Annotated in this window: 18 protein-coding genes; 9 read left to right on the top strand and 9 right to left on the bottom strand. The window is 57.2% G+C overall.

The window, feature by feature from the left end; all coding sequences use genetic code 11:
* Position 1: 1 nt before the first annotated feature.
* The 3 genes from lolA to lrp form a co-directional block, all read right to left on the bottom strand.
* Positions 2-616 carry an outer membrane lipoprotein chaperone LolA gene (gene lolA / locus UTO39_RS09395; RefSeq protein ID WP_028012557.1) on the bottom strand — a complete coding sequence of 205 codons (615 nt, stop codon included), beginning with the start codon at positions 614-616 and terminating at the stop codon, positions 2-4.
* A gap of 128 nt (positions 617-744) precedes the next feature.
* A complete protein-coding gene (locus UTO39_RS09390) occupies positions 745-4,440 on the bottom strand; it encodes a DNA translocase FtsK 4TM domain-containing protein (protein ID WP_320727035.1) in 3,696 nt (1,231 codons plus the stop codon).
* A gap of 135 nt (positions 4,441-4,575) precedes the next feature.
* Positions 4,576-5,070 carry a leucine-responsive transcriptional regulator Lrp gene (lrp, locus tag UTO39_RS09385; protein WP_000228469.1) on the bottom strand — a complete coding sequence of 165 codons (495 nt, stop codon included), beginning with the start codon at positions 5,068-5,070 and terminating at the stop codon, positions 4,576-4,578.
* A 544-nt stretch (positions 5,071-5,614) separates the two neighbouring features.
* Between lrp and trxB the strand changes: the two genes are divergently transcribed.
* From trxB to infA, 5 genes are all read left to right on the top strand, one after another.
* The gene (gene trxB / locus UTO39_RS09380; protein ID WP_028012555.1) at positions 5,615-6,583 is read left to right on the top strand and encodes a thioredoxin-disulfide reductase; all 969 of its coding nucleotides are present in this window, start codon (positions 5,615-5,617) and stop codon (positions 6,581-6,583) included.
* 114 nt (positions 6,584-6,697) lie between these two features.
* Positions 6,698-8,464: a heme ABC transporter permease/ATP-binding protein CydD gene (gene cydD / locus UTO39_RS09375; protein ID WP_320727034.1), complete on the top strand. Its 1,767-nt coding sequence runs from the start codon at positions 6,698-6,700 to the stop codon at positions 8,462-8,464.
* Complete coding sequence (gene cydC, locus UTO39_RS09370; protein ID WP_320727033.1) at positions 8,464-10,185, top strand: heme ABC transporter ATP-binding protein/permease CydC; 1,722 nt, start codon at positions 8,464-8,466, stop codon at positions 10,183-10,185. Before cydD ends, cydC begins: the two co-directional genes overlap by 1 nt.
* 45 nt (positions 10,186-10,230) lie before the next feature.
* Positions 10,231-10,935 carry a leucyl/phenylalanyl-tRNA--protein transferase gene (gene aat, locus UTO39_RS09365; RefSeq protein WP_320727032.1) on the top strand — a complete coding sequence of 235 codons (705 nt, stop codon included), beginning with the start codon at positions 10,231-10,233 and terminating at the stop codon, positions 10,933-10,935.
* Between the two features lie 284 nt (positions 10,936-11,219).
* On the top strand, positions 11,220-11,438 hold the full coding sequence (gene infA / locus UTO39_RS09360; RefSeq protein ID WP_002211347.1) for a translation initiation factor IF-1: 219 nt from the start codon (positions 11,220-11,222) through the stop codon (positions 11,436-11,438).
* A gap of 70 nt (positions 11,439-11,508) precedes the next feature.
* Here the strand turns inward: infA and UTO39_RS09355 are convergent, their stop codons facing one another.
* From UTO39_RS09355 to clpS, 3 genes are all read right to left on the bottom strand, one after another.
* Entirely contained in the window at positions 11,509-11,961 is a 453-nt protein-coding gene (locus UTO39_RS09355) for a hypothetical protein (protein WP_320727031.1), read from the bottom strand.
* 489 nt (positions 11,962-12,450) lie between these two features.
* Entirely contained in the window at positions 12,451-14,730 is a 2,280-nt protein-coding gene (gene clpA / locus UTO39_RS09350; RefSeq protein ID WP_320727030.1) for an ATP-dependent Clp protease ATP-binding subunit ClpA, read from the bottom strand.
* Positions 14,731-14,757: 27 nt separating this feature from the next.
* Positions 14,758-15,078 (bottom strand): ATP-dependent Clp protease adapter ClpS, encoded by a 321-nt coding sequence (gene clpS / locus UTO39_RS09345; RefSeq protein ID WP_006174393.1) that lies wholly within the window; start codon positions 15,076-15,078, stop codon positions 14,758-14,760.
* A gap of 267 nt (positions 15,079-15,345) precedes the next feature.
* Here clpS and cspD point away from each other — a divergent pair, with 267 nt between their 5' ends.
* Positions 15,346-15,567 carry a cold shock-like protein CspD gene (cspD, locus tag UTO39_RS09340; RefSeq protein ID WP_006809408.1) on the top strand — a complete coding sequence of 74 codons (222 nt, stop codon included), beginning with the start codon at positions 15,346-15,348 and terminating at the stop codon, positions 15,565-15,567.
* A 70-nt stretch (positions 15,568-15,637) separates the two neighbouring features.
* On the opposite strand, the gene macB is transcribed toward cspD, so the two are convergent.
* Positions 15,638-17,578, bottom strand: coding sequence for a macrolide ABC transporter ATP-binding protein/permease MacB (gene macB / locus UTO39_RS09335; RefSeq protein ID WP_253541396.1), 1,941 nt, complete (start codon positions 17,576-17,578; stop codon positions 15,638-15,640).
* Complete coding sequence (gene macA, locus UTO39_RS09330; RefSeq protein ID WP_061098716.1) at positions 17,575-18,690, bottom strand: macrolide transporter subunit MacA; 1,116 nt, start codon at positions 18,688-18,690, stop codon at positions 17,575-17,577. Before macA ends, macB begins: the two co-directional genes overlap by 4 nt.
* A 159-nt stretch (positions 18,691-18,849) precedes the next feature.
* Between macA and UTO39_RS09325 the strand changes: the two genes are divergently transcribed.
* Complete coding sequence (locus UTO39_RS09325) at positions 18,850-19,806, top strand: VirK/YbjX family protein (protein WP_320727029.1); 957 nt, start codon at positions 18,850-18,852, stop codon at positions 19,804-19,806.
* Here UTO39_RS09325 and UTO39_RS09320 read toward each other — a convergent pair.
* Positions 19,803-21,461, bottom strand: a complete 1,659-nt coding sequence (locus UTO39_RS09320) for an ATP-dependent endonuclease (protein ID WP_061098718.1) — start codon at positions 21,459-21,461, stop codon at positions 19,803-19,805. The genes UTO39_RS09325 and UTO39_RS09320 overlap by 4 nt on opposite strands.
* Positions 21,462-21,751: 290 nt before the next feature.
* On the opposite strand from UTO39_RS09320, the gene aqpZ reads away from it, so the two are divergent.
* Positions 21,752-22,447 carry an aquaporin Z gene (gene aqpZ / locus UTO39_RS09315; RefSeq protein ID WP_014831264.1) on the top strand — a complete coding sequence of 232 codons (696 nt, stop codon included), beginning with the start codon at positions 21,752-21,754 and terminating at the stop codon, positions 22,445-22,447.
* A gap of 158 nt (positions 22,448-22,605) precedes the next feature.
* Positions 22,606-23,505: a lysine exporter LysO family protein gene (locus tag UTO39_RS09310; RefSeq protein WP_320727028.1), complete on the top strand. Its 900-nt coding sequence runs from the start codon at positions 22,606-22,608 to the stop codon at positions 23,503-23,505.
* Positions 23,506-23,638 lie beyond the last annotated feature (133 nt).

The raw sequence follows: 23,638 nt of genomic DNA, 5'->3' as shown, positions 1-23,638 counted from the left end.
CTTACTTATTGCGTTGGTCGTCCACCGTCACGCCCTGCGGCGGGGTAAAGGTGAATTTCGATGCGTCAACGGCGCCGTTCTGCTGAGACTTAAGCTGGTAGCTGCTGCGCTGATCGTCCTGCTCAACCGCGCCGAACTGATTAATGGTACCGTTGGTGCTTACGTTAATGGTGAACTGCTTCAGGTTGCCGTTGCTGCCTTTTGGCGTCAGGACAAATTCATCACCATTCTGTTTAATGTTGTACTGCTGCCAGTCGCTGGTCTGGTTGCGGGCGATCAGCATAAACGGTGTGTTGCTGGTCGCGTCTTTCAGCCAGGTCGCAGTGGCCTGCTCAACAAACGGGTTGAAGAACCACAGGGTTTTACCGTCAGAAACCAGAATGCTTTCATCAGGCTGGGTCATATGCCAGTTAAACAGATTGGGGCGTTTCACCCACAAATCACCCTGTCCTTCCTGCACCGCGTTGCCGCTGCCGTCTGTCACTTTTTGCGTGAAGCTGGCGTGGAAGCTGCTTACTTTGTCCAGTCGGCTTTTAAGGTCGCTGGCTGCATCAGCCCAGACGCTGCTGGCTACAAAACTGGTGAGTAATGCACAGGCGATGGCGATTTTTTTCATTGTTATTCCTTAAAATACGTCTTCCCGAAAATGGGGTTTCCGTTTCTATTCTGGACCTGCCCGCAGGCAGGCGACAGAAGAATATGCTTAATTTTTGCTGATTTACCCTTCTTTGCAATCGCTGAAGGTTAATCAAACGGCGGCGGAGCCAGCACCTCGCGGTTACCGTTGTGCCCCTGTTCGCTCACGATACCCTGCGCTTCCATCTGCTCAATGATACGCGCCGCGCGGTTATAGCCGATACGGAACTGACGCTGCACGCCAGAGATGGAGGCTTTACGTTTTTCAGTCACGAAATTAACCGCCTGATCGAATAACGGATCCAGCTCTTCGCCGCCGTCAAAGCCACCGCCGCCGCCTTCGCTTTCGCTGTCGGAGGTAATGCCGTCAACGTACTGCGGACGCCCGCGCGCCTTCCAGTCCTGCACCACGGCGTGTACTTCCTGGTCGCGAACAAACGCGCCGTGTACGCGCACCGGAGAGGTGGAGTTCGGGCCGGAGTAGAGCATATCACCCATTCCCAGCAGCGACTCAGCGCCGCCCTGGTCAAGAATGGTACGCGAGTCAATTTTGCTCGAAACGGTAAACGCGATACGGGTCGGAATGTTCGCCTTAATCAGGCCGGTGATAACGTCCACGGACGGACGCTGGGTCGCCAGAACCAGGTGAATACCTGCCGCGCGCGCTTTCTGTGCCAGACGCGCGATCAGCTCTTCCACTTTCTTACCAACGGTCATCATCAGGTCGGCGAATTCATCCACCAGCACGACGATATAAGGCAGTTTCTCCAGCACCGGATGCTGGGCATCCATGCTGTCACCCGGTTTCCAGTAAGGATCCGGGATTGGGCGGCCCATGCGCGCCGCCTCGGCGATCTTCTCGTTATAGCCGGCCAGGTTACGCACGCCCAGCGCCGACATCAGCTTGTAGCGGCGCTCCATCTCGTTGACGCTCCAGCGCAGGGCGTTGGCGGCGTCTTTCATGTCGGTGACCACTTCTGTCAGCAGATGCGGAATACCTTCGTAGACCGACAGTTCAAGCATTTTCGGGTCGATCATGATGAAACGCACATCTTCCGGCTGCGCTTTATAGAGCATGCTGAGGATCATGGCGTTCACGCCGACGGACTTACCGGAACCGGTAGTACCCGCTACCAGCAGGTGAGGCATTTTCGCGAGGTCTGCCACCACCGGGTCGCCGGCGATATCTTTACCCAACACCACGGTCAGTGGGGATGGGTTATCGCGGAACTTGGTGTTATCCAGCACTTCACGCAGGTAAACGGTCTGACGTTTCTTGTTCGGCAGCTCAAGGCCAACGTACGGTTTACCCGGAATCACTTCCACCACACGTACCGCCACGGTCGACAGAGAACGCGCCAGGTCGCGGGACAGGTTAGAAATACGCGCGGCTTTGACGCCCGGCGCCAGGTTCAGTTCGAAACGGGTGATCACAGGACCGGGTGAGTAGTTCACCACATCCGCCTTGATGCGGAAGTCTGCCAGGCGGGCTTCCACCAGACGGGCCATCTGCTCCAGGGCAAACGTATCAACCGGTTCGACTTCAGCCGGTGGCGGCGTCAGCAGATCCAGCGACGGCAGCGGCGTGCTCGGACGCTGCAGCGGACGGCTGTCACCGTTACGCATCAGCAGCGGGTGAATGAGGCTCTCCTGCGGCTGTGGCGCTGGCTGCTGGAACTGCGGCGGCTGTTGTTGTGGCTGCTGCGGTTGCGCATACGGCTGCTGAACAGGTTGCTGCGGCTGCGCGTATGTCTGTGCCTGCGGCGCTGGCTGCTGGCGTACAGGCTCTGCTTCCGGCATCACGCTTGGGGTGAACAGAGGCTCGCTCGGACCATCATCCACCAGATCTTTCATTGGCGAGAACTCGAAATCCGATAATGAGAACGGGTTCGCGCCAGCAGGCTGTTCACCAGAGTAACGCTGCTGCTGGGTTGCCGCGAACTGACGCGCTAATTCGGCTTCAGCGGCGTCATCTTCGTCTTCCAGCATCGGTTCATCGTGCTGATAGTCTTCACCGTAGCGCTGATTCTGCTGCGCGGCGAACTGGCGGGCCAGCTCGTCCTGCTGCATTTCATCAGCGTCATCCTCGTAGTCCATCTCACGCGCTTTTTCTTCAGCCATCCTCTGGGAAGGCAGCTTAATCCCATAGGAGGCAAGCTCACGACGGGTTGGAACGCGGACGCGGTTAGGGCGAGGCAGCTGCGGACCTATTCCCTCTTTTACCTGAGGACGCGGCGCACCGCCCGTTGCCAGGCTAAAGACAGGTGCCGCCGCTGCTGCGGCCGCGGTAGCCTGCTTCACGCTTTCCGCTACGGGGGCAACAGCAGGCGTCGGGTCGACCGGAGGAACCGAAACAGACGGGGCTTTCGGAGCAGGTTCCTGCACCGGTTCAGGCACAGGCTGATACCATGCCGCCAGTTGCTCGCGCTCACGAGCCCGGCGCTCTTCAACTTCTTCAAAGTAGTACATTGGCGGACGAGACGGTTTCACCTCTTCCACCACCTCAGGTTCAGGCTGAGGCTCGACATAAGGCTGCACAGGTTCAACCGGTTCAGGCACGTACTCCTGATACGGCTGGGCCACGGGCTGCTCATACTGCTGCGGTTCATACTCAGGTTGCGGCGGCTGGTAAGGCTGCTGCCACTGCTCCTGCTGCACAGGGATATAGCTTTCTGGTTCAGGGGCGATAACAGGCTCCGGCGTGTGGACACCCGGCGCGGTCTGCCACGCAACCTGAGGCTGTTGAATAGCGGATTCCGGAGGCGAAACCGGCGCGGATGGCATCACGGCTTCGACAGGCGCGGCATACGCCTGGGCTGCTGTCGTTGCGGCTGCGGCCGCGGCAACCGGCGCGGTAACGGTATGGCCGTTAAGCAGCGGATCGTATTCATCGAAATCACCCGGCATAGCACGGTTGCCGGAGAAAAGCACATCATCAGGATCTACTGCGTTACCCGCTGCGCGGTACTCCACCTGCTCGTCTTCATCCATACGCTTACCGGAGAAGAGCGCCGCATCGGTTTTACGTCCAAGCGGGTTAGCAAATTTCTCAGCAACGCGCTGGCGACGCGCCAGGGCACCGCGCAGAATACGGGCACGACGAGATTCACGACGCTGCACCGGGGCATCGTCTTCTTCTTCGTACTCGTCTTCATATTCTTCTTCATCGACCCACGTGTCGTCGCGGCGGGTACGGTTGCTCGCGAAGGTCAGGATCGTAAGAATAAAGCTGCCGATCTTCTCGGCAATGCTCACCCATGACCAGCCGGTAAACAGCGTCAGCCCGGCCGCCCAGATGCAGAGCAGCGCCAGCGTGCCGCCGCTGCTGTGAAGCATCGGCTGTAGCGCAGAGCTCAGCAGGCTGCCAATCACCCCACCGGAGGCAAAGTACCAGATATCATCGGCGTTAATCGCCGCCAGCCCGCAGGAGGTGAGGATCAGTGCCAGCGCGCCAATCAGGCGCAGGGAAACCGCGAAATAGTCGATGTAATCATCGTTCTGACGATGACGCCATGCAAACCAGCATCCGCCAATAATAATGACGGGAATGGTGTAGGCCATCACACCGAAAATGAAAAAGAGCGTGTCCGCAAGCCAGGCTCCGGGTACGCCGCCTAAATTATGGATAGGCTCATGCCACGCGGTTTGCGACCAGCTGGGATCGGAGGGGTTGAAACTGAGTAAGGCTGCCATCAGCCAGACGGCAAAAAGGGCAATAACAATCAGCAAAGCCTCGAGGAGACGACGTCCGCTGCTTAGCTTCGATAGTGTGACTTCTTTGTCTTCAGTGTATTCCTGGCTCAAGAAAGGCTCTCCAGGTATCAGGCATATCCTGCCTGTTTGCTAAAACGGACAACAGCGCCGGGGCTCCCCGGCACTGTTGCTGTATGGATTAACAGGAGTGTAATCAAACTACGCTGATTTTGCACCTGTTCCGTGTTAGCGCGTCTTAATAACCAGACGATTGCTCTGTTTGACCTCTTCCATCACCACATAGGTACGGGTGTCGTTCACGCCTGGCAGACGCAGCAGGGTTTCCCCCAGAAGCTTACGGTAGGCGGACATATCAGGCACACGGGTTTTCAACAGGTAGTCGAAATCACCGGACACCAGATGACACTCTTGAATTTCTTCAAGTTTTTGTACAGCGGCGTTAAATTGCTCAAACACATCCGGCGCACCACGATTCAGAGTAATCTCAACAAATACCAGAAGTGAGGCATCCAGATAATGCGGGTTTAGCAGAGCCGTATAGCCCTGAATAAAACCCTGTCTTTCCAGTCGGCGCACACGCTCAAGGCACGGCGTCGGGGAAAGTCCCACACGTTTTGAAAGCTCGACGTTGGAAATACGCCCATCCTTTTGCAATTCATTAAGAATGTTACGATCGATACGGTCGAGATCTTTGCCAGGGCGCTTCTTGCTATCTACCATTATTATTGTCTCTCTGTATTCCTTCCCTACTCCTGCCTGGACCCTGTGCACATCACTGTTCAGAGCCTGTACCCGTTAGTCATCACATCGCCTGGTTATGTATTAGACGCGATGCGGATTCGGGTTCTGTTGGTAAGAAGACCGCTGCCCGAAGGCTGTCACCGACATCACGTATGGCGTCTGTCCACGCCATGCGTAGATTTCACTGACACGGTAAAAATGGCATTTACGTGCATGCCTATGCGGCATACGGTTAACGCGGTTTTTTTTCTTCCTTGAATGTTTTCGCAAATGCGCAGGGGATTGTCAAAGCAAAACATCGTTTTTTAGTACAAGATGCCGGATATTCATTACGGAGGGGTATTAATCCTCATTTTACTGCCTTATAAACGAGCGGTTTTCAGTAGAAAACGTGATGTAACGGCGCTAGATTCATCGGGCGCAGCTATTGCATATATCGAAAGCAAAATCCCAGTGCTCTTTTTTTACGGCAACAAATTCCCTACAATCCAGCCCATTGCCTGCCAACAACAATGGGGATCTCATGGGCACGACCAAACACAGTAAGTTGTTAATCCTTGGTTCTGGACCTGCGGGATATACCGCGGCGGTCTATGCTGCACGCGCAAACCTGCAGCCGGTACTGATCACCGGCATGGAAAAAGGCGGTCAGCTGACCACCACCACGGAAGTGGAAAACTGGCCGGGCGACCCGAACGACCTGACCGGGCCGCTGCTGATGGAACGCATGCACGAGCATGCTGCTAAATTCGAAACCGAAATCCTGTTCGACCACATCAACAAGGTTGACCTGCAAAACCGTCCGTTCCGCCTGACGGGCGACAGCGGCGAGTACACCTGCGATGCGCTAATCATTGCCACCGGGGCCTCTGCCCGCTACCTCGGCCTGCCGTCTGAAGAAGCGTTCAAAGGCCGCGGCGTCTCTGCCTGTGCGACCTGCGACGGTTTCTTCTACCGTAACCAGAAAGTCGCGGTTATTGGCGGCGGTAACACCGCGGTGGAAGAAGCGCTGTACCTGGCGAACATCGCCTCTGAGGTGCATCTGATTCACCGTCGTGACACCTTCCGCGCGGAGAAGATCCTCATTAAGCGCCTGATGGATAAAGTGGCGAGCGGCAACATCGTGCTGCACACCAACCGTACCCTGGAAGAAGTCACGGGCGATCAGATGGGCGTTGCGGGTCTGCGCATTCGTGATACCCAGAACACCGATAACGTCGAAACGCTGGAAGTGGCGGGCCTGTTTGTGGCAATCGGCCACAGCCCTAACACCGCGATCTTCGAAGGCCAGCTGGAGCTGGAAAACGGCTATATCAAAGTGCAGTCCGGCATTCACGGTAACGCGACCCAGACCAGCATCCCGGGCGTGTTCGCTGCCGGTGACGTGATGGACCATATCTATCGTCAGGCGATCACCTCTGCGGGCACCGGCTGTATGGCCGCGCTGGACGCTGAACGCTACCTCGACGGACTGGCTGAACAAGGTAAATAATCTTTACAAGTCAGTAACAAACGTAAATAAAGGCGGCCACAGGTCGCCTTTATTTTTGCTCGCGTGTAACATGCAGATGTCTAATTTCTTATAACGTCACCTGCAAAATACGCAATGGAAAAAACCCGTCAACAAGAGTTAACACGCTGGCTGAAACAGCAAAGCGTTATTTCCCGCCGCTGGCTTACGATCTCCCGTCTTCTGGGGTTCGTTAGCGGTCTGTTGATTGTTGCCCAGGCATGGCTGCTGGCCCGCATTCTTAATCACATGATCATGGAGAACATTCCCCGCGAGGCGCTCCTGCTGCCCTTTATTGTTCTGATCCTGGTTTTTGTCCTGCGCGCCTGGGTGGTGTGGCTGCGTGAACGTGTCGGCTTCCACGTCGGACAGCATATCCGCTACGAGATCCGTCGTCAGGTGCTCGATCGCCTGCAGGAAGCCGGGCCCGCGTGGATCCAGGGTAAACCCGCCGGAAGCTGGGCGACGCTGATCCTTGAGCAGATCGACGATATGCACGATTACTACGCGCGCTATCTTCCGCAGATGGCGCTGGCGGTTTTTGTGCCGCTGTTGATTGTTATCGCCATTTTCCCCGTTAACTGGGTGGCGGCATTGATCCTGCTGGGCACCGCCCCGCTGATCCCGCTGTTTATGGCGATGGTTGGCATGGGTGCGGCTGATGCCAACCGCCGCAACTTCCTGGCGCTGGGCCGGCTGAGCGGACATTTCCTCGATCGTCTGCGCGGGATGGAAACCCTGCGTATTTTTGGTCGCGGTGAAGCGGAAACCGAGAATATTCGTCTGGCATCACAGGACTTCCGCCAGCGCACGATGGAAGTGTTACGCCTGGCGTTCCTCTCGTCCGGCGTGCTGGAATTCTTTACCTCGCTGTCGATTGCCCTCGTGGCGGTTTATTTCGGTTTCTCCTATCTCGGCGCGCTGGATTTCGGCCACTACGGCACGGCAGTCACCCTCTCTGCCGGTTTCCTCGCGCTCATCCTGGCCCCGGAGTTTTTCCAGCCGCTTCGCGACCTGGGGACCTTCTATCATGCCAAAGCGCAGGCCGTTGGCGCGGCCGACAGCCTGAAAACCTTCCTGGAGACGCCGCTGGCGCACCCGGAGCGCGGTGACGTGACGCTGAATGCTAAAGACCCCGTGACCATTGAAGCGCAGGACTTTTCCATTCTGTCACCTGAAGGCAAAGTGCTGGCGGGTCCGCTGAACTTTACCCTGCCAGCCGGAAAACGCGTGGTGCTCGTCGGAACCAGCGGTTCCGGGAAGAGTTCACTGCTGAATGCGTTATCCGGTTTTATGGCCTACACCGGTTCGCTGCGGATAAACAAAGCTGAACTGCGTAATCTCGATCCCGACGCCTGGCGTAAGCAGCTCAGTTGGGTCGGACAAAACCCGCAGCTTCCTGCTTCCACGCTGCGTGAAAACGTGCTCCTGGCGCGCCCGGATGCCCGTGAAGATGAACTGCAGTCCGTTCTCGACCGCGCGTGGGTCAGTGAATTTCTGCCGCTGCTCCCGCAGGGTGTCGATACCGTGGTAGGCGATCAGTCTGCCGGTCTGTCTGTCGGCCAGGCACAGCGCGTGGCCGTCGCCCGTGCGCTGCTGAACCCGTGCCAGCTGATGCTGCTGGATGAGCCCGCTGCCAGTCTGGATTCACACAGCGAGCAGCGCGTCATGGCGGCCCTGAACGCCGCTTCCTTGCAGCAAACCACCCTGATGGTCACCCATCAGCTGGAAGGCCTTGCTGACTGGGACGAGATCTGGGTGATGGAGAACGGCCGTATTGTTGAGCAAGGCGATTATGCCGCTCTCGTTGCCGCGCAGGGGCCGTTCGCCGCCCTGCTGGCGAACCGTCAGGAGGACATCTGATGCGTGCTCTGCTGCCTTATCTTGCGCTCTATAAACGACACAAATGGATGCTGACGCTGGGGATCGTGCTGGCGATTGTGACGCTGCTCGCCAGCATCGGCCTGCTCACGCTTTCCGGCTGGTTCCTGTCGGCCTCCGCCGTTGCCGGGTTCGCCGGATTATACAGCTTCAACTATATGCTGCCGGCGGCAGGCGTGCGGGGTACCGCCATTACCCGTACTGCCGGACGTTATTTCGAGCGGCTGGTCAGCCACGACGCGACGTTCCGCGTCCTGCAGCACCTGCGCATTTACACCTTCAGCAAACTGCTGCCCCTCTCCCCTGCCGGGCTGGCGCGTTTTCGTCAGGGTGAATTACTTAACCGCGTCGTTGCGGATGTCGACACGCTGGACCACCTTTACCTGCGGGTGATCTCCCCGATAGTGGGCGCGTTTGTGGTGATTGTAGTGGTCACGCTGGGGCTATCCGTTCTGGATGTTCCCGTTGCGCTGACGCTCGGCGGGATCATGCTGCTGACGCTCCTTATTCTGCCGCCGCTGTTTTACCGCGCCGGGAAATCCACCGGGGAAAACCTGACGCGGCTGCGCGGCGATTACCGCCAGCAGCTGACCTCCTGGCTTCAGGGCCAGGCAGAGCTGACCATTTTTGGTGCCAGCAAGCGCTACCGTGCCCGAATGGAAAGTACGGAGCTGAACTGGCATGAGGCCCAGCGCCGCCAGTCAGAACTGACGGCCTTCTCGCAGGCGCTGATGGTGTTAATCGGCGGCGTGGCGGTGATCGCCATGCTGTGGCTGGCATCCGGCGGGATTGGCGGCAACACCCAGCCAGGCCCTCTTATTGCCCTCTTCGTTTTCTGCGCGCTGGCCGCTTTTGAGGCACTGGCCCCGGTGACGGGCGCCTTCCAGCATCTTGGACAGGTGATCGCCTCTGCCCTGCGCATCACCCAGATTGCCGAACAGGAGCCTGAAGTCACGTTCAGCGCCGGGCAGACCACCGTGCCTGAGCAGGTGGCGCTGACGCTTGATAGCGTGACCTTCGCCTATGACAAACAGGCGCAGAACGCGCTGGACGGTATCAACCTTTCCATTAATGCAGGGCAGCGAATTGCGATCCTCGGCCGTACCGGCTGCGGTAAGTCGACGCTGCTGCAGCTGCTGACGCGCGCCTGGGATCCACAGCACGGTCAGATTCGTTTTAATAACACGTTGCTGACTGATTTCAGCGAGCAGGCCCTGCGCAAGACCGTGAGCGTCGTTCCACAGCGCGTGCATCTGTTTAGCGCAACCCTGCGCGATAACCTGCTGCTGGCCGCGCCAGAGGCTTCGGACGATGATCTTCGCGCCGTACTGGAGCAGGTCGGACTGCACAAGCTGCTTGAGGACGAAGGGCTCAACAGCTGGCTGGGTGAAGGCGGTCGTCAGCTTTCCGGCGGCGAGCTACGCCGTCTGGCCATTGCGCGCGCGCTGCTGCATGATGCGCCGCTGATGTTGCTCGACGAACCTACAGAAGGGCTTGATGCGACAACCGAGAGTCAAATCCTTGATTTACTGGCGAACGTGATGGCAGGAAAAACCGTCCTGATGGTGACGCACCGCCTGCGCGGGCTGGCAAGTTTTGATCGGATAATTGTGATGGACAACGGGCACATTATTGAGCAAGGTAGTCACGCAGAGCTGTTGGCGAAACAGGGTCGCTACTATCAGTTCAAACAGCGTCTGTAGACTATATTTGTAGCGTCCTCACTCGCGTACTGGAGTTTTGCTGTCATGCGCCTGGTCCAGCTTTCTCGTCATAACATCGCGTTCCCTTCGCCGGAGGGAGCGCTGCGTGAGCCCAACGGGCTGCTGGCCCTTGGCGGTGACCTTAGCCCTGCGCGGCTATTAATGGCGTACCAGCGCGGCATCTTCCCGTGGTTTTCTCCCGGCGACCCGATTTTATGGTGGTCTCCCGACCCGCGCGCCGTGCTGTGGCCAGAGCAGTTCCATCTGAGCCGCAGCATGAAGCGATTCCATGCCAAATCACCATACCGCGTAACGCTGAATCACGCCTTTGGGCAGGTGATCGAAGGCTGTGCCGAAGATCGCCACGAAGGGACGTGGATCACCCGCGATATCGTCAACGCCTATCACCAGCTCCATGAGCTTGGCTACGCCCACTCCATTGAGGTTTGGGAAAACGGGGAACTGGTTGGCGGCATGTACGGCGTGGCGCAAGGGACGCTGTTTTGCGGCGAGTCGATGTTCTCCCGTGCGGTCAACGCCTCGAAAACCGCGCTGCTGGTCTTCTGCCAGGCCTTTGCCCAACGCGGTGGACGCCTGATTGATTGCCAGGTGCTCAATGAACACACGGCCTCCCTCGGTGCAGTTGACATCCCGCGACGACAGTATATCGAGCATCTGGAGGCCTGCCGTCAGGAGAAGCTCCCGCGCGACTTCTGGATCCCCAGAACGCTCTTTATGCCCAATGCTTAAATGTTTTCCGCATATTTTTTGTGAGGGTGTTATAATTATGCCGCAGAGTAGCTTCTGCCTGTTGCCCCGCCGCCGTTTGGGACCCTCGCTTCAGATAACGTCCTGACGTTTATCCTGTCGTCTCCCCTTTACGAATGCGCTTCCTGTTCGGTTGTACCGTGACGCTTGGGCAATGCGCCGAAACTGTTTTGCTGCGTTTTAATCGCGCAATTCTTTACTTAATTGATGAATTTCGGCATTATCTTGCCGGTTCAAAACTTGGTAGTGATACCCCAGAGGATTAGATGGCCAAAGAAGACAATATTGAAATGCAGGGTACCGTACTTGATACGTTGCCTAATACCATGTTTCGCGTAGAGCTGGAAAACGGTCACGTGGTAACTGCGCACATCTCCGGTAAAATGCGCAAAAACTACATCCGCATTTTGACGGGCGACAAAGTGACTGTTGAACTGACCCCGTACGACCTGAGCAAAGGCCGCATTGTCTTCCGTAGTCGCTAATTGTTTTCGCCTGTAATGGCAGATGAATATTTAAAAGGTCGGGATTATCCCGGCCTTTTTTATTTATGGCTTAGTGCGGCTGTACCGGTAGATGTATTGTGGTCCACGGCTGTACAGGAGTGATTAAATCCTCCGCCATAGAATGAGCCATGTCATGAAGTAGCCCCGTCAGGTGCGGCAGCATATCGCGGTCAAAATGCGAAACCAGCAGCACGTGGTTTAGCGCCCGGCAGTAGTCGCATTTCGTTTCTGTATCTTCCAGCAACCACTCTTTTTGTCGCGGTTGTTCCGCTTCGTCCTCAAATTCCACCACCTGAAAATCACGCATGGATTCTGTGAGACCGGATTTCATTTCTTCCAGCCAGGCGCCGAGACAACGGCAAACGGGCTGCGTTTGTGGGAGTGATTTGCAGTCGAGGAGGATTTCGGTGAGCAATTTGCAGCGCTCTGCGAGGGTTGGGAGATCGGGGTTGAGGGAGAGTTCGCTGTAAAGCTGGGAGATAGACTGGTTTTCCATATTCATAATTTCCATATTAGAGGCTGAAAACTACCACCAGAAACGCCAACTTCGGGTGGCAGACTGAACCGGTTTGGCGTACCGACCATATGGAAAATCGGCGCTTCAAAAGAAGCCCCGGTTCAGCCCACCATATTTGAAGGTACGGATTATACCGCAGCTAAAAAAAGAGTGAACGAAACTAGTGACGTTGCTGTGAGCAACATCTTTCCATATGTGTGCAATCAGGACGCCAATCCCGGCACCTGATTTTGCAGGTGCGCCGCCATTTTATTACTGTGGATTTATCCAGCAACAAACTTCGAAAGAAACTGGAAAGCGCCTCGCAAAATTCCTCTGCGGCCTGTTCCCCTCACCCTAACCCTCTCCCCAAAGGGGCGAGGGGATTGTTCACCGCTCGCATTAATTTGTGGGGAACCCTCAGCCCACGGGGAGAGGGAGAAAAGCGGGCACAAAAAAGCCGGGTTAAAAACCCGGCTTTTGAACTAAAACAACTCAGTGAGCCGCTTCCGGCTTGTGCTTCGCCGCACTCTGGAAATCGTACGTCAGCTCGTTCTTCGCCTGGTCCAGCGCCACGGTGACCTGGCCGCCGTCCACCAGCGAGCCAAACAGCAGCTCGTTCGCCAGCGGTTTCTTCAGGTTGTCCTGAATCACGCGCGCCATCGGACGGGCACCCATCGCGCGGTCGTAGCCTTTCTCGGCCAGCCAGTTGCGGGCCTCCTGGCTCACTTCCAGCGACACGCCTTTCTGATCCAGCTGAACCTGCAGCTCGACGATAAACTTGTCCACCACCTGATGGATCACCTCGGTAGACAGGTGATCGAACCAGATAATGTTGTCCAGACGGTTACGGAACTCCGGCGTGAAGATCTTCTTGATCTCCTCCATCGCATCGGTGCTGTTATCCTGGTGGATCAGGCCGATGGATTTACGCTCGGTTTCACGCACACCGGCGTTGGTGGTCATCACCAGCACCACGTTGCGGAAGTCCGCCTTGCGCCCGTTGTTGTCGGTCAGCGTCCCGTTGTCCATCACCTGCAAGAGGATATTGAACACGTCCGGGTGCGCTTTCTCGATTTCATCGAGCAGCAGTACCGCGTGCGGATGCTTGATCACCGCGTCGGTAAGCAGGCCGCCCTGGTCAAAGCCCACGTAGCCCGGAGGCGCACCAATCAAACGGCTGACGGTGTGGCGCTCCATATACTCGGACATATCAAAGCGCAGCAGCTCAATGCCCAGCGCTTTGGAGAGCTGAACCGTCACCTCGGTTTTCCCCACGCCGGTCGGGCCAGCGAACAGGAAGGAACCGACAGGCTTGTGGTCATGCCCCAGTCCGGCACGGGCCATCTTGATCGCTTCGGTTAAGGCCTCAATGGCTTTATCCTGACCAAAGACCAGCATTTTCAGGCGGTTGCCGAGGGTGCGCAGCGTGTCGCGGTCGCTCTGAGAAACGCTCTTCTCAGGGATACGCGCGATGCGGGCCACCACGGACTCAATATCCGCCACGTTAACGGTTTTCTTACGCTTGCTGGCCGGCATCAGACGCGCACGCGCCCCTGCCTCATCAATCACGTCAATCGCCTTATCCGGCAGATGACGGTCGTTGATGTATTTCACCGCCAGCTCCACCGCCGCACGTACCGCTTTCGCGGTATAACGCACGTCGTGGTGCGCTTCGTACTTGGTTTTCAGACCGTTGATGATCTGCACCGTTTCGTCAACGGACGGCTCGGTCACGTCGATTTTCTGGAAGCGACGCGCCAGCGCGCGGTCTTTCTCAAAGATGTTGCTGAACTCCTGATACGTCGTGGAGCCAATCACGCGGATCTTGCCGCTGGAGAGCAACGGTTTGATCAGGTTTGCCGCATCTACCTGGCCACCGGAAGCCGCACCTGCACCGATGATGGTGTGGATCTCATCGATAAACAGGATGCTGTTGGTGTCCTGCTCCAGCTGTTTTAACAGCGCCTTGAAGCGTTTTTCGAAATCACCGCGGTATTTCGTGCCCGCCAGCAGCGAGCCGATATCCAGCGAGTAGATGGTGCAGTCGGCAATCACTTCCGGCACGTCGCCCTGCACAATGCGCCAGGCAAGCCCTTCGGCAATCGCGGTTTTACCCACGCCGGACTCCCCCACCAAAAGCGGGTTGTTCTTGCGGCGACGGCACAGCACCTGGATCGCGCGCTCCAGCTCTTTATCGCGGCCAATCAGCGGGTCGATGCCGCCAACGCGAGCAAGCTGATTAAGGTTGGTGGTGAAGTTTTCCATACGATCCTCCCCGCCTGCTTGCTCTTCATTGTTATTGACCTGATTGCTGGAATCCGATGCCTGGTTAGGCTCGTCTTTGCGCGTTCCGTGAGAAATAAAGTTAACCACGTCGAGGCGGCTGACTTCATGTTTGCGCAGCAGGTAGGCAGCCTGTGACTCCTGCTCGCTGAAGATGGCGACTAAGACGTTTGCGCCAGTCACTTCGCTACGTCCGGAAGACTGGACGTGAAATACCGCGCGCTGCAGCACGCGCTGGAAGCTGAGCGTCGGCTGCGTGTCGCGCTCCTCTTCACTGGCCGGCAGCACCGGTGTGGTTTGTTCGATGAAGGCTTCGAGTTCCTGACGCAGCGCCACCAGATCCACGGAGCAGGCTTCCAGCGCTTCGCGGGCAGATGGGTTGCTAAGCAGTGCGAGCAGTAAATGCTCGACGGTCATAAACTCATGTCGGTGCTCACGCGCTCTGGCGAAAGCCATGTTTAAACTGAGTTCCAGTTCTTGATTGAGCATAGGCACCTCCCCCAATTTTATGCCTTATCAGGCCTTTTCCAGCGTACACAGCAACGGATGCTCGTTCTCCCTCGCATAGTCGTTCACCATCGCCACTTTGGTTTCCGCCACCTCGGCGGTAAAAATGCCGCAGATAGCTTTGCCACGATAATGAACGGTAAGCATCAGTTGCGTTGCACGTTCTACATCATAAGAAAAGAACTTTTGTAGCACGTCAATAACAAATTCCATCGGCGTGTAATCATCGTTCATTAACATAACTTTATACATAGATGGCGGTTTTAGCGCGTCACGCACTTTGTCTTCCGCCAGCTGGTCAAAATCCAGCCAGTCGTTGGTCTTACCCATTTTGCATAACCACTTTGAATCTACCTCAGATGTTAGATAACAATCATCTATTACTGTCATCCGCGATGTCTGTCACAAACTGTTGCAATAGCGTTAACTGCTTCAAACTTTGGTTGATTATTGTCCCAACTCCAGCGCCAAACGCTTGACGACGTCTTTCGTTTATCTAAATTGTACAAGCGTGAGATGGCGAGGTTTTGAACAGCCCCCACTCCACCACCGGTTCATTCCATCTTAATTTATAAGATTTACGAAGGATGTCGAAGCATGGAAATGGGTACTGTTAAGTGGTTCAACAACGCCAAGGGGTTTGGCTTCATCTGCCCCGAAGGCGGCGGCGAAGATATCTTCGCTCACTATTCCACCATTCAGATGGATGGTTACAGGACGCTCAAAGCCGGGCAGTCCGTCCGGTTCGATGTACACCAGGGACCAAAAGGCAATCATGCAAGCCTAATCGTACCCGTTGAAGCAGAAACGGTTGCATAGCTCTCTGTTTTATTGTGTACATCACGCAGTCAAAATGCCAGCCCGATCGGCTGGCATTTTTATTTTCGGGTTATTCCCGAGCCAGCGCGTCCACCGGATCCAGCCGCGCCGCGTTGCGCGCAGGCAGCCAGCCAAACAAAATCCCGGTAAAGGTGGAACACAAAAACGCGGTGAGTATCGCCATCGGCGAGAAGCCAATCTCCCAGCCGGGTAAAAAGAGCTGGAGCGCAAAGGCAATCATCATCGAGAGCGCAATGCCCATCGCGCCGCCCACAAGGCATACCAGCACCGCTTCAATTAAAAACTGCTGAAGCACGTCGCTGGCCCGGGCCCCGACCGCCATGCGGATGCCAATTTCCCGGGTACGTTCAGTTACCGACACCAGCATGATATTCATCACCCCGATACCGCCGACAACCAGCGAGATCACCGCCACTAGCGTGAGGAACAGCTGAAGAGTACGTGTGGTCTTTTCCGCGGTTTTCAATAGGCCGTCCATGTTCCAGGTGAAGAAATCCTTCTTCCCGTGGCGCAACGTTAACAGCCGCTCCAGCTGTTGTTCCGCCAGCGCGCTGTCGTAGCCCTCCTTAACGCGCACGGTGATAGAGTTAAGCCAGGACTGGCCCATAATCCGCCCGGAGATGGTGGTATACGGCAGCCAGACGCGCAGGATCTTGCTGCTGCCGAACATCGACTGCTTCTCTTCCGCCACCCCGATAACCGTGGCAGGCATGTTGCCGACGAGGATCACTTCCCCCACCACGTTCGCTTTATTGGGGAAAAGCTGCCTGCGCGAGTTGGCGTCCAGCACCACCACCTGCGCCCTCCCCGCCAGCTGTTCGGCGTTGAAGGTGGCGCCTTCGCTGAAGGTCATGCCGTAGACGTTGAAGTAGTCGCCGCTCACGCCGTTGGCGCTGGCCGCCACGTCGATGTTGCCGTAGCGCAGACGCAGGTTTTGCGAGACCGCAGGCGTGGCGGAGTTCACCCACGGCTGCTTCTGGATGGCCGCCAGATCGTCATACTTGAGCGCCTGCTGATACTGCGGCTCGTCGTCGCCGAAGTCTTTGCCGGGATAGACGTCAATGGTGTTGGTCCCGATGGCGCGGATATCCGCCAGCACCAGCTGCTTGGCCGCGTCGCCCACCACCACAATCGACACCACCGAGGCGATACCGATAATGATGCCGAGCATGGTGAGCAGCGTGCGCATTTTATTGGCCGCCATCGCCAGCCAGGCCATGGTCAGCGCTTCACGAAAGCCGCTGGAGAACTGCGCCCAGCCGGTCGACGCTGGCAGCGCTTCCTTCGCTGCCGCCGTTCTGGCCTCGCGCGGCGGCGGGTTGCTCACCAGCTCGCCGTCGCGGATCTCAATAATCCGTTCGGCCTGCGCCGCCACCTGCGGATCGTGGGTAACGATAATCACCGTGTGGCCCTGGTCGCGCAGCTGGTGCAGGATCGCCATCACCTCTTCGCCGGAGTGGCTGTCGAGCGCCCCGGTCGGTTCATCCGCGAGGATCACCTGCCCGCCGTTCATCAGCGCGCGGGCAATACTCACGCGCTGCTGCTGGCCGCCGGAAAGCTGCGACGGCTGGTACTCCACCCGCTCCGCCAGCCCCAGACGCGTTAACAGCGCCTTCGCGCGCTCAAGGCGTTTCTTCCGCTCAACGCCCGCATACACCGCGGGAACCTCCACGTTCTGGGCCGCACTCAGGTGCGAGAGCAGATGGTAACGCTGGAAGATAAAGCCAAAGTGTTCCCGGCGCAGCTTCGCCAGGGCGTCGCCGTCCAGCGTCGAGACGTCCGTCCCGGCCACGCGGTACGTGCCGCTGGTGGGCTTATCCAGACAGCCGAGAATGTTCATCAGCGTCGATTTACCGGAACCCGACGCGCCGACGATCGCCACCATCTCGCCCGCCTCCACGCGCAGGGAGATGCCCTTCAGCACCTCCACCGGGCCGTCGCCGGACGGATAGCTGCGGCGAATGTCGTTCAGCTCAAGCAGCGCGGTCATTTCGCGGCTCCGGGCAGGCTTTCGCTGACAACAACCTCCTCGCCCTCTTCCAGCCCTTTCACCACCACCACGTCGGTGTCGTTGCGCGCGCCAATCACCACCTCGCGCTCGCGCGTTTCGCCGTTGCGCAGCACTTTCACCTTATAGCGATTGTCCCCGGCGGATTCACCCAGCGCGGAGAGCGGAACGGTCAGCACATTTTTCACGCCGGTCAGCTGGATGTGCACCTGGGCGGTCATGTCCAGGCGCAGCACGCCCTTCGGGTTTGGCACTTCAAAACGGGCATAGTAGAAAATGGCGTCGTTAACCTTTTCCGGCGTCGGCAGAATGTCTTTCAGCACGCCTTCGTAGCGGGTCTGCGGATCGCCGAGTACGGTAAACCAGGCGTTCTGCCCCGGCTTAAGATGGATCACATCCGCCTCGGAGACCTGGGCCTTCACCAGCATGGTGCTCATATCCGCCAGGGTCAGAATGTTTGGCGCCTGCTGGGCGGCAATTACAGTCTGGCCCTGCAGGGTGGTAATTTGCGTCACTTCCCCGGCCATCGGCGCGACAATCTTTGTGTAATCAAGGTTGGTTTTCGCCGTATCCAGCGAGGCCTGATTACGCTTGATTTGCGCATCAATCGTACCAATCTGCGCCTGTTTCACCGCCAGTTCAGTCGCGGCGGTGTCTAAATCCTGCTTTGAAATAGCCTGGGTTTTCGCCAGGGCCTGCTGGCGGGTCAGCGTCACCTGCGCCAGGTTACGCTCTGCCTGCGCCTGCGCACGCTGCGCGCGCAGCTCCATCAGCGTCGCTTCCACTTCGCGGATCTGGTTCTCGGCCTGTTCAGGGTCGATAACGCCAAGCAGCTGGCCTTTTTTTACCTTGTCGCCAATCTCTACCGACAGCGTTTTCAGCTGGCCGCTGACCTGAGCGCCGACGTCAACCTTGCGCAGCGCATCCAGTTTGCCCGTCGCAAGGACGTTTTGCTGCAGTTCGCCCGGGCGAACGATCAGCGTCTGGTACTGCGGTACAGGCGCATTAAGCACCTGCCATAACCAGAATCCACCGGCTACAATCACCAGCGCCAGCAGCAGAAACAGCGTTCTGCGTTTTCCCTTGAGGTTCATAAATATTCCAAATAAATGTTCTGGCAATAATAAACGTTGATTCTATCTAAACGACTCCTTAACGAAACCCCCGTTCTCCGAAATCACCCTAATTTGTTTACAAGACGTTGATATTTCCCCTGCTGAAATAGCGGTATTCCAAAAGGCTCAGGATTTATCATGTCTTCTATCGTCGATACACCTCTTTCAAACCTGACGCAGCCGACATCCGGCTGGCAGCTCTTCAAAAACCTGGCGTTCGGCAAGATCGCGCCCGGCCTTGCATGGCAGAACCCCGCCTATCGCCGTAAGTTCATGCTGCGTTCGCTGGCGACGCCCGTGAGCACGTCTCGCCTGTTAACAAACCTCGCTAAGCAGCCGCGTCTGATGCAGATGCTGCAGGTGCAGCCCGGGCTGCCGTGTCGGCTTCATCGTCCCTGGCTGACGGTGAAGATGGATCGCCAGCACGCGCTGGAATCCCTGAACTGGCACTACCAGGCCATGAGCCGCCAGCTCCCGGCCACGCTCCTGAAGGGCTATCTTTCGGCGCAGGGGACTACGCTGCTGACCTTAACCGGGAAAGATGAACAGCAGTTTACCGTCCGCCTGTGTGCCGATGCGTTCCTGGATAAAGAGGGCGAGGCCACCCTCACCTTCTGCGACGGTCAGAATACGGTGCTGGCGGAGCTAACCTTTACGCTCTGCCAGTTTGAAGGAAAATCTACGCTGTTCATCGGCGGCTTGCAGGGTGCGAAAGCGCATGTTCCCCATGAGCTGATCCAGAAAGCGACGAAGGCCTGCCACGGGCTGTTCCCGAAACGCCTGCTGGTTGAAGCCGCCATGACGTTCGGCGCCGCATTCCCGGTCGCGCAGATTGTCGCCGTCAGTAACGCCACCCATATTTATCGCAGCTGGCGCTACCGCAAGAAAAAAGAGGGGAAACTGCTGGCCGATTACGACAGCTTCTGGAGTTCCCTCGGTGGGGAAAAGCAGGAGAGCGGCCATTTTATGCTGCCGCTTGCCATGCCGCGTAAACCCGTAGAAGAGATCGCGAGCAAAAAACGTTCTGAATACCGTCGCCGCTACGCGCTGCTGGATAGCCTGATTCAGCAGGTGGAACAGGCGACCGAACGTTAATCCGCCCTTCCGCGTGCCAGCCACAGCACGCGGGAGAACATTTTCCGCAGCAGCGTCGGAACGGCCTCCACGCCCCGCCTTCCCGCTTCCGTCGCCACTTCAATGGCTAAATCCGGTTTTGACGAGCGGTGAATAGCTTTGGCGATCACGCGGCGCATGTTCATCGGGACGTCGATTGGCACCATCGCAATGCGGTGGAATACGTCGTCAAAGCCCTGACGGTACATAAAATGCTCCATGTCCATCGCGGGCAGCATCGTTAAGTGGTCGCGCTCTTCTTCCCGCTCGTTGTTCAGCAGGCCGCGCACGGTTGCGGCATATTTTTTCCCCGCCTCGTCACCGTCCACCAGCACATGCCATTCAATTCCCATTCGGCGGGCAAATTTTATCAGCGGTTTTAATCCCGACTGGGCAAACTCGATCACCTTAATGCCTTCGGCATCAAAATGGTGTCCGCACTGGCGCGCCAGTTCGTTGATGACCCAGGTCTCCGTTTCCCCCTCCACCAGCAGCCAGCAGCGTGCGAAGAGCGACGAGGCGCGATTAAAGCGGATATGAAACGCGATACGCCGCCCGTCCTCGGCGTTCATCCCGCCGGGCCCGAGGCGGTACGCGGATACGCGGGAGGACTCGCGCACCAGACGGCAGATGTGCTCCACCGGCGTCAGCGATAGCAGCTCGCCGGAATTGGTGGTGGTAATCCGCTGGAGCGGCAGCAGATTCAGCAGGTGCCACGCCACGGAGAGCATGATGGGGTGCAGGCGCGTTTCCGGGTCTTCCACCAGCAGCAGCGGGCGGGCATCCCGGTCAAGACGGACGGTGCCCTTCGCCTGCAGAAGCGTTGAAAACAGCCCCAGCAAAATCACCCGATGGGTACGCCCGCCGGGCCGGTCGATCATCCGGTTGATGATGTCAAGATAGCGCCAGCTGCGCTGCTCATCATGAGAACGACGGCGCATCAGACGATGGCGCGACTCCGACGTGCCCTGCTCGGAAAAATAGTGCTCCAGCAGCTGCACCATCGCGGACAGCCCCTGACGAATCTGACCATCGGTGAGGTTCTGCGGACGCGACACCAGCTCGCGCGCCAGGAAATCCAGCTCGCGGGCGGTGACTTCCACTTCCGGCATATTCGGTACGGTGCCGTTACGGATACGGCGCATAAAGCGCGCATCGCGCAGGCGTAACACCGGCGTCAGGCGGATAAGGTGACGCGCCAGATCGTCGATATTCTCCAGCGGGATCGGGTTGGCTTTCTCATCGAGGAATTCACGCAGGGTCAGCACCCCCTCGCTTTCCGCCATCTCACCTTCCAGCCGATAGAAAATCCGGTGGAAGCCGTCGTCGCAGGGCACCCAGCAGGGCGATAGCGGGCGGAACCGACGCACGCGGTGACGGCCGGGCTCGGATTCGCGGAACGTCAGGATGATATGCAGGTGCTTCTCGCGGCCTGCGATATCGCCGGGCGGGAACCAAAAATCATCGTGGACGAAGTGATACAGCTTGTCTTCGGGTGAGAGCAGCAGCGTCAGCGCATCAAGCAGGCTGGACTTACCCCACGCGTTCTCGCCGATCAGGACGTTGTTCTGCTCCAGCTGCAGCGACAGGCGGTTAATACCGCGAAACCCGACAATTTCCACACGTTCGAGAAGCATAAATCCCCCGCGAAATGATCACTTTTTCCTTTAAGTTATCAGCAGTATAGCGGCAGGAACCCTGGCACGACAGCAGAACATTCGCGCTTGCGAGATTTGAACTATGCTCTATTTACCGCTGACTTGAACAAGGATTGACATCACATTGCCTTAAATCAAATTAATCGAATTTATTTAAGTGGCGAAGGGATGTTGTTGGTTTCTAAAATACGGGCTCTTTGAGTCGTCATCCCTTTATGGCGATATATCCCGCGCGCGGGAAACGCGTGGAAAATTATTTTGAGGTGGTTATGTTTAGAAAATTGGCAGCAGAATGCTTTGGTACATTCTGGCTGGTATTTGGTGGCTGCGGTAGCGCCGTTCTGGCAGCAGCATTCCCGGAATTAGGTATTGGTTTTGTCGGCGTCGCGCTGGCATTTGGCTTAACCGTATTAACCATGGCTTTCGCCGTGGGGCATATTTCCGGCGGTCATTTTAACCCGGCGGTGACATTAGGCTTATGGGCGGGCGGGCGTTTCCCGGCGAAAGAGGTTATTGGCTACATCGTGGCGCAGGTGGTTGGCGGCATTATTGCGGCGGGCGTTCTGTACGTCATTGCCAGCGGTAAAGCGGGCTTTGACGCGGCGGCCAGCGGCTTCGCCTCTAACGGCTTCGGCGAACACTCTCCGGGCGGTTATTCCATGCTTTCTGCCATCGTAATTGAAATTGTGCTGACCGCAGGCTTCCTGCTGGTGATCCACGGTGCAACCGACAAATACGCGCCAGCAGGGTTTGCGCCTATTGCCATCGGTCTGGCGCTGACGCTGATCCACCTGATCTCCATTCCGGTGACCAACACCTCCGTTAACCCGGCGCGCAGCACCGCCGTCGCCATTTTCCAGGGCGGCTGGGCGCTTGAGCAGCTGTGGCTGTTCTGGGTGATGCCGATCGTGGGCGGTATTCTGGGCGGCGTGCTGTACCGCACCCTGCTGGAAAAACGCGATTAATGGTTTTCTCCCTCTCCCCGTGGGAGAGGGCAACAGGCCGCACATACAAGCCGGGTAAGGCGCAGCCGCCACCCGGCTTTCTTTTGCCGCTTTACTGTACAGCCTTTATTGGGTAGTGTCTCTGGCGCTTAACGAATACTCAAAAGGACCGGCTGTTCATGTTTTCAGGACTCCTCATTATTCTGCTGCCCCTGATCGTGGGCTATCTTATTCCGCTGCGTCATGAATCGGCCTTAAAGCTTATTAACCGTTTTCTCAGCTGGATTGTTTACGTCATTCTGTTCTTTATGGGGATAAGCCTGGCCTTCCTGGATAATCTGGCGACGAATTTACTTTCCATCCTGCATTATTCTGCGGTCACCGTGGTGGTTATTTTGCTGTGCAATATTGCCACCCTGCTCTGGCTGGAACGCACTATTCCGTGGAAAAATAATCATCATCAGGAGAAGCTCCCCTCCCGAATTGCAATGGCGCTGGAATCATTAAAGCTCTGCGGCGTCGTGGTGCTTGGATTTCTTCTGGGCCTTACAGGATGGACATTTTTACAGCACGCGACGGACGCCAGCGAATATACCCTGATTTTCCTGCTGTTCCTGATTGGTATTCAGCTGCGAAATAACGGCATGACGCTGAAACAGATCGTCCTTAACCGTCGGGGAATGATCGTTGCCGTTATGGTTGTCGCCAGCTCAATGGTGGCGGGCGTGATTAATGCCTTTATTCTCGATCTGCCGCTGAAGACCGGCCTGGCGATGGCCTCCGGGTTTGGCTGGTACTCCCTCTCCGGTATTCTGCTGACCGAATCCTTCGGCCCGGTGATCGGCAGCGCCGCCTTCTTTAACGATCTGGCGCGAGAGCTGATTGCCATCATGCTGATCCCGGGTCTGGTTCGCCGCAGCCGCTCGACGGCGCTGGGCCTGTGCGGCGCGACGTCGATGGACTTTACCCTGCCGGTCCTCCAGCGTTCGGGCGGGCTGGAGATGGTGCCCGCCGCCATCGTACACGGCTTTATTTTAAGTCTGCTGGTTCCCGTCCTGATGGCGTTTTTCTCCGCCTGATACCTCCATGGCGGTAGGGTGCCTGCCGCCAAAATTGCGCTAAATCAATCTCCCTCTATTTTGTAGCAGAAACCCCTTTTCACCGTTCTGGCACAGGCATAACCTTAAACATGTATATCAAATATAACTTTAA

Origin of the sequence: Enterobacter sp. 118C5 (genome assembly GCF_034107645.1) — a bacterium.
Taxonomy (GTDB): Bacteria; Pseudomonadota; Gammaproteobacteria; order Enterobacterales; family Enterobacteriaceae; genus Enterobacter; species Enterobacter nematophilus.
This window is presented reverse-complemented; position numbering and strand designations above follow the sequence as displayed.

Coding starts and splice junctions, on each gene's coding strand:
- lolA (WP_028012557.1), bottom strand. CDS start 616: ATGAAAAAAATCGCCATCGCCTGTGCATTACTCACCAGTTTTGTAGCC.
- lrp (WP_000228469.1), bottom strand. CDS start 5,070: ATGGTAGATAGCAAGAAGCGCCCTGGCAAAGATCTCGACCGTATCGAT.
- trxB (WP_028012555.1), top strand. CDS start 5,615: ATGGGCACGACCAAACACAGTAAGTTGTTAATCCTTGGTTCTGGACCT.
- cydD (WP_320727034.1), top strand. CDS start 6,698: ATGGAAAAAACCCGTCAACAAGAGTTAACACGCTGGCTGAAACAGCAA.
- cydC (WP_320727033.1), top strand. CDS start 8,464: ATGCGTGCTCTGCTGCCTTATCTTGCGCTCTATAAACGACACAAATGG.
- aat (WP_320727032.1), top strand. CDS start 10,231: ATGCGCCTGGTCCAGCTTTCTCGTCATAACATCGCGTTCCCTTCGCCG.
- infA (WP_002211347.1), top strand. CDS start 11,220: ATGGCCAAAGAAGACAATATTGAAATGCAGGGTACCGTACTTGATACG.
- UTO39_RS09355 (WP_320727031.1), bottom strand. CDS start 11,961: ATGAATATGGAAAACCAGTCTATCTCCCAGCTTTACAGCGAACTCTCC.
- clpA (WP_320727030.1), bottom strand. CDS start 14,730: ATGCTCAATCAAGAACTGGAACTCAGTTTAAACATGGCTTTCGCCAGA.
- clpS (WP_006174393.1), bottom strand. CDS start 15,078: ATGGGTAAGACCAACGACTGGCTGGATTTTGACCAGCTGGCGGAAGAC.
- cspD (WP_006809408.1), top strand. CDS start 15,346: ATGGAAATGGGTACTGTTAAGTGGTTCAACAACGCCAAGGGGTTTGGC.
- macB (WP_253541396.1), bottom strand. CDS start 17,578: ATGACCGCGCTGCTTGAGCTGAACGACATTCGCCGCAGCTATCCGTCC.
- macA (WP_061098716.1), bottom strand. CDS start 18,690: ATGAACCTCAAGGGAAAACGCAGAACGCTGTTTCTGCTGCTGGCGCTG.
- UTO39_RS09325 (WP_320727029.1), top strand. CDS start 18,850: ATGTCTTCTATCGTCGATACACCTCTTTCAAACCTGACGCAGCCGACA.
- UTO39_RS09320 (WP_061098718.1), bottom strand. CDS start 21,461: ATGCTTCTCGAACGTGTGGAAATTGTCGGGTTTCGCGGTATTAACCGC.
- aqpZ (WP_014831264.1), top strand. CDS start 21,752: ATGTTTAGAAAATTGGCAGCAGAATGCTTTGGTACATTCTGGCTGGTA.
- UTO39_RS09310 (WP_320727028.1), top strand. CDS start 22,606: ATGTTTTCAGGACTCCTCATTATTCTGCTGCCCCTGATCGTGGGCTAT.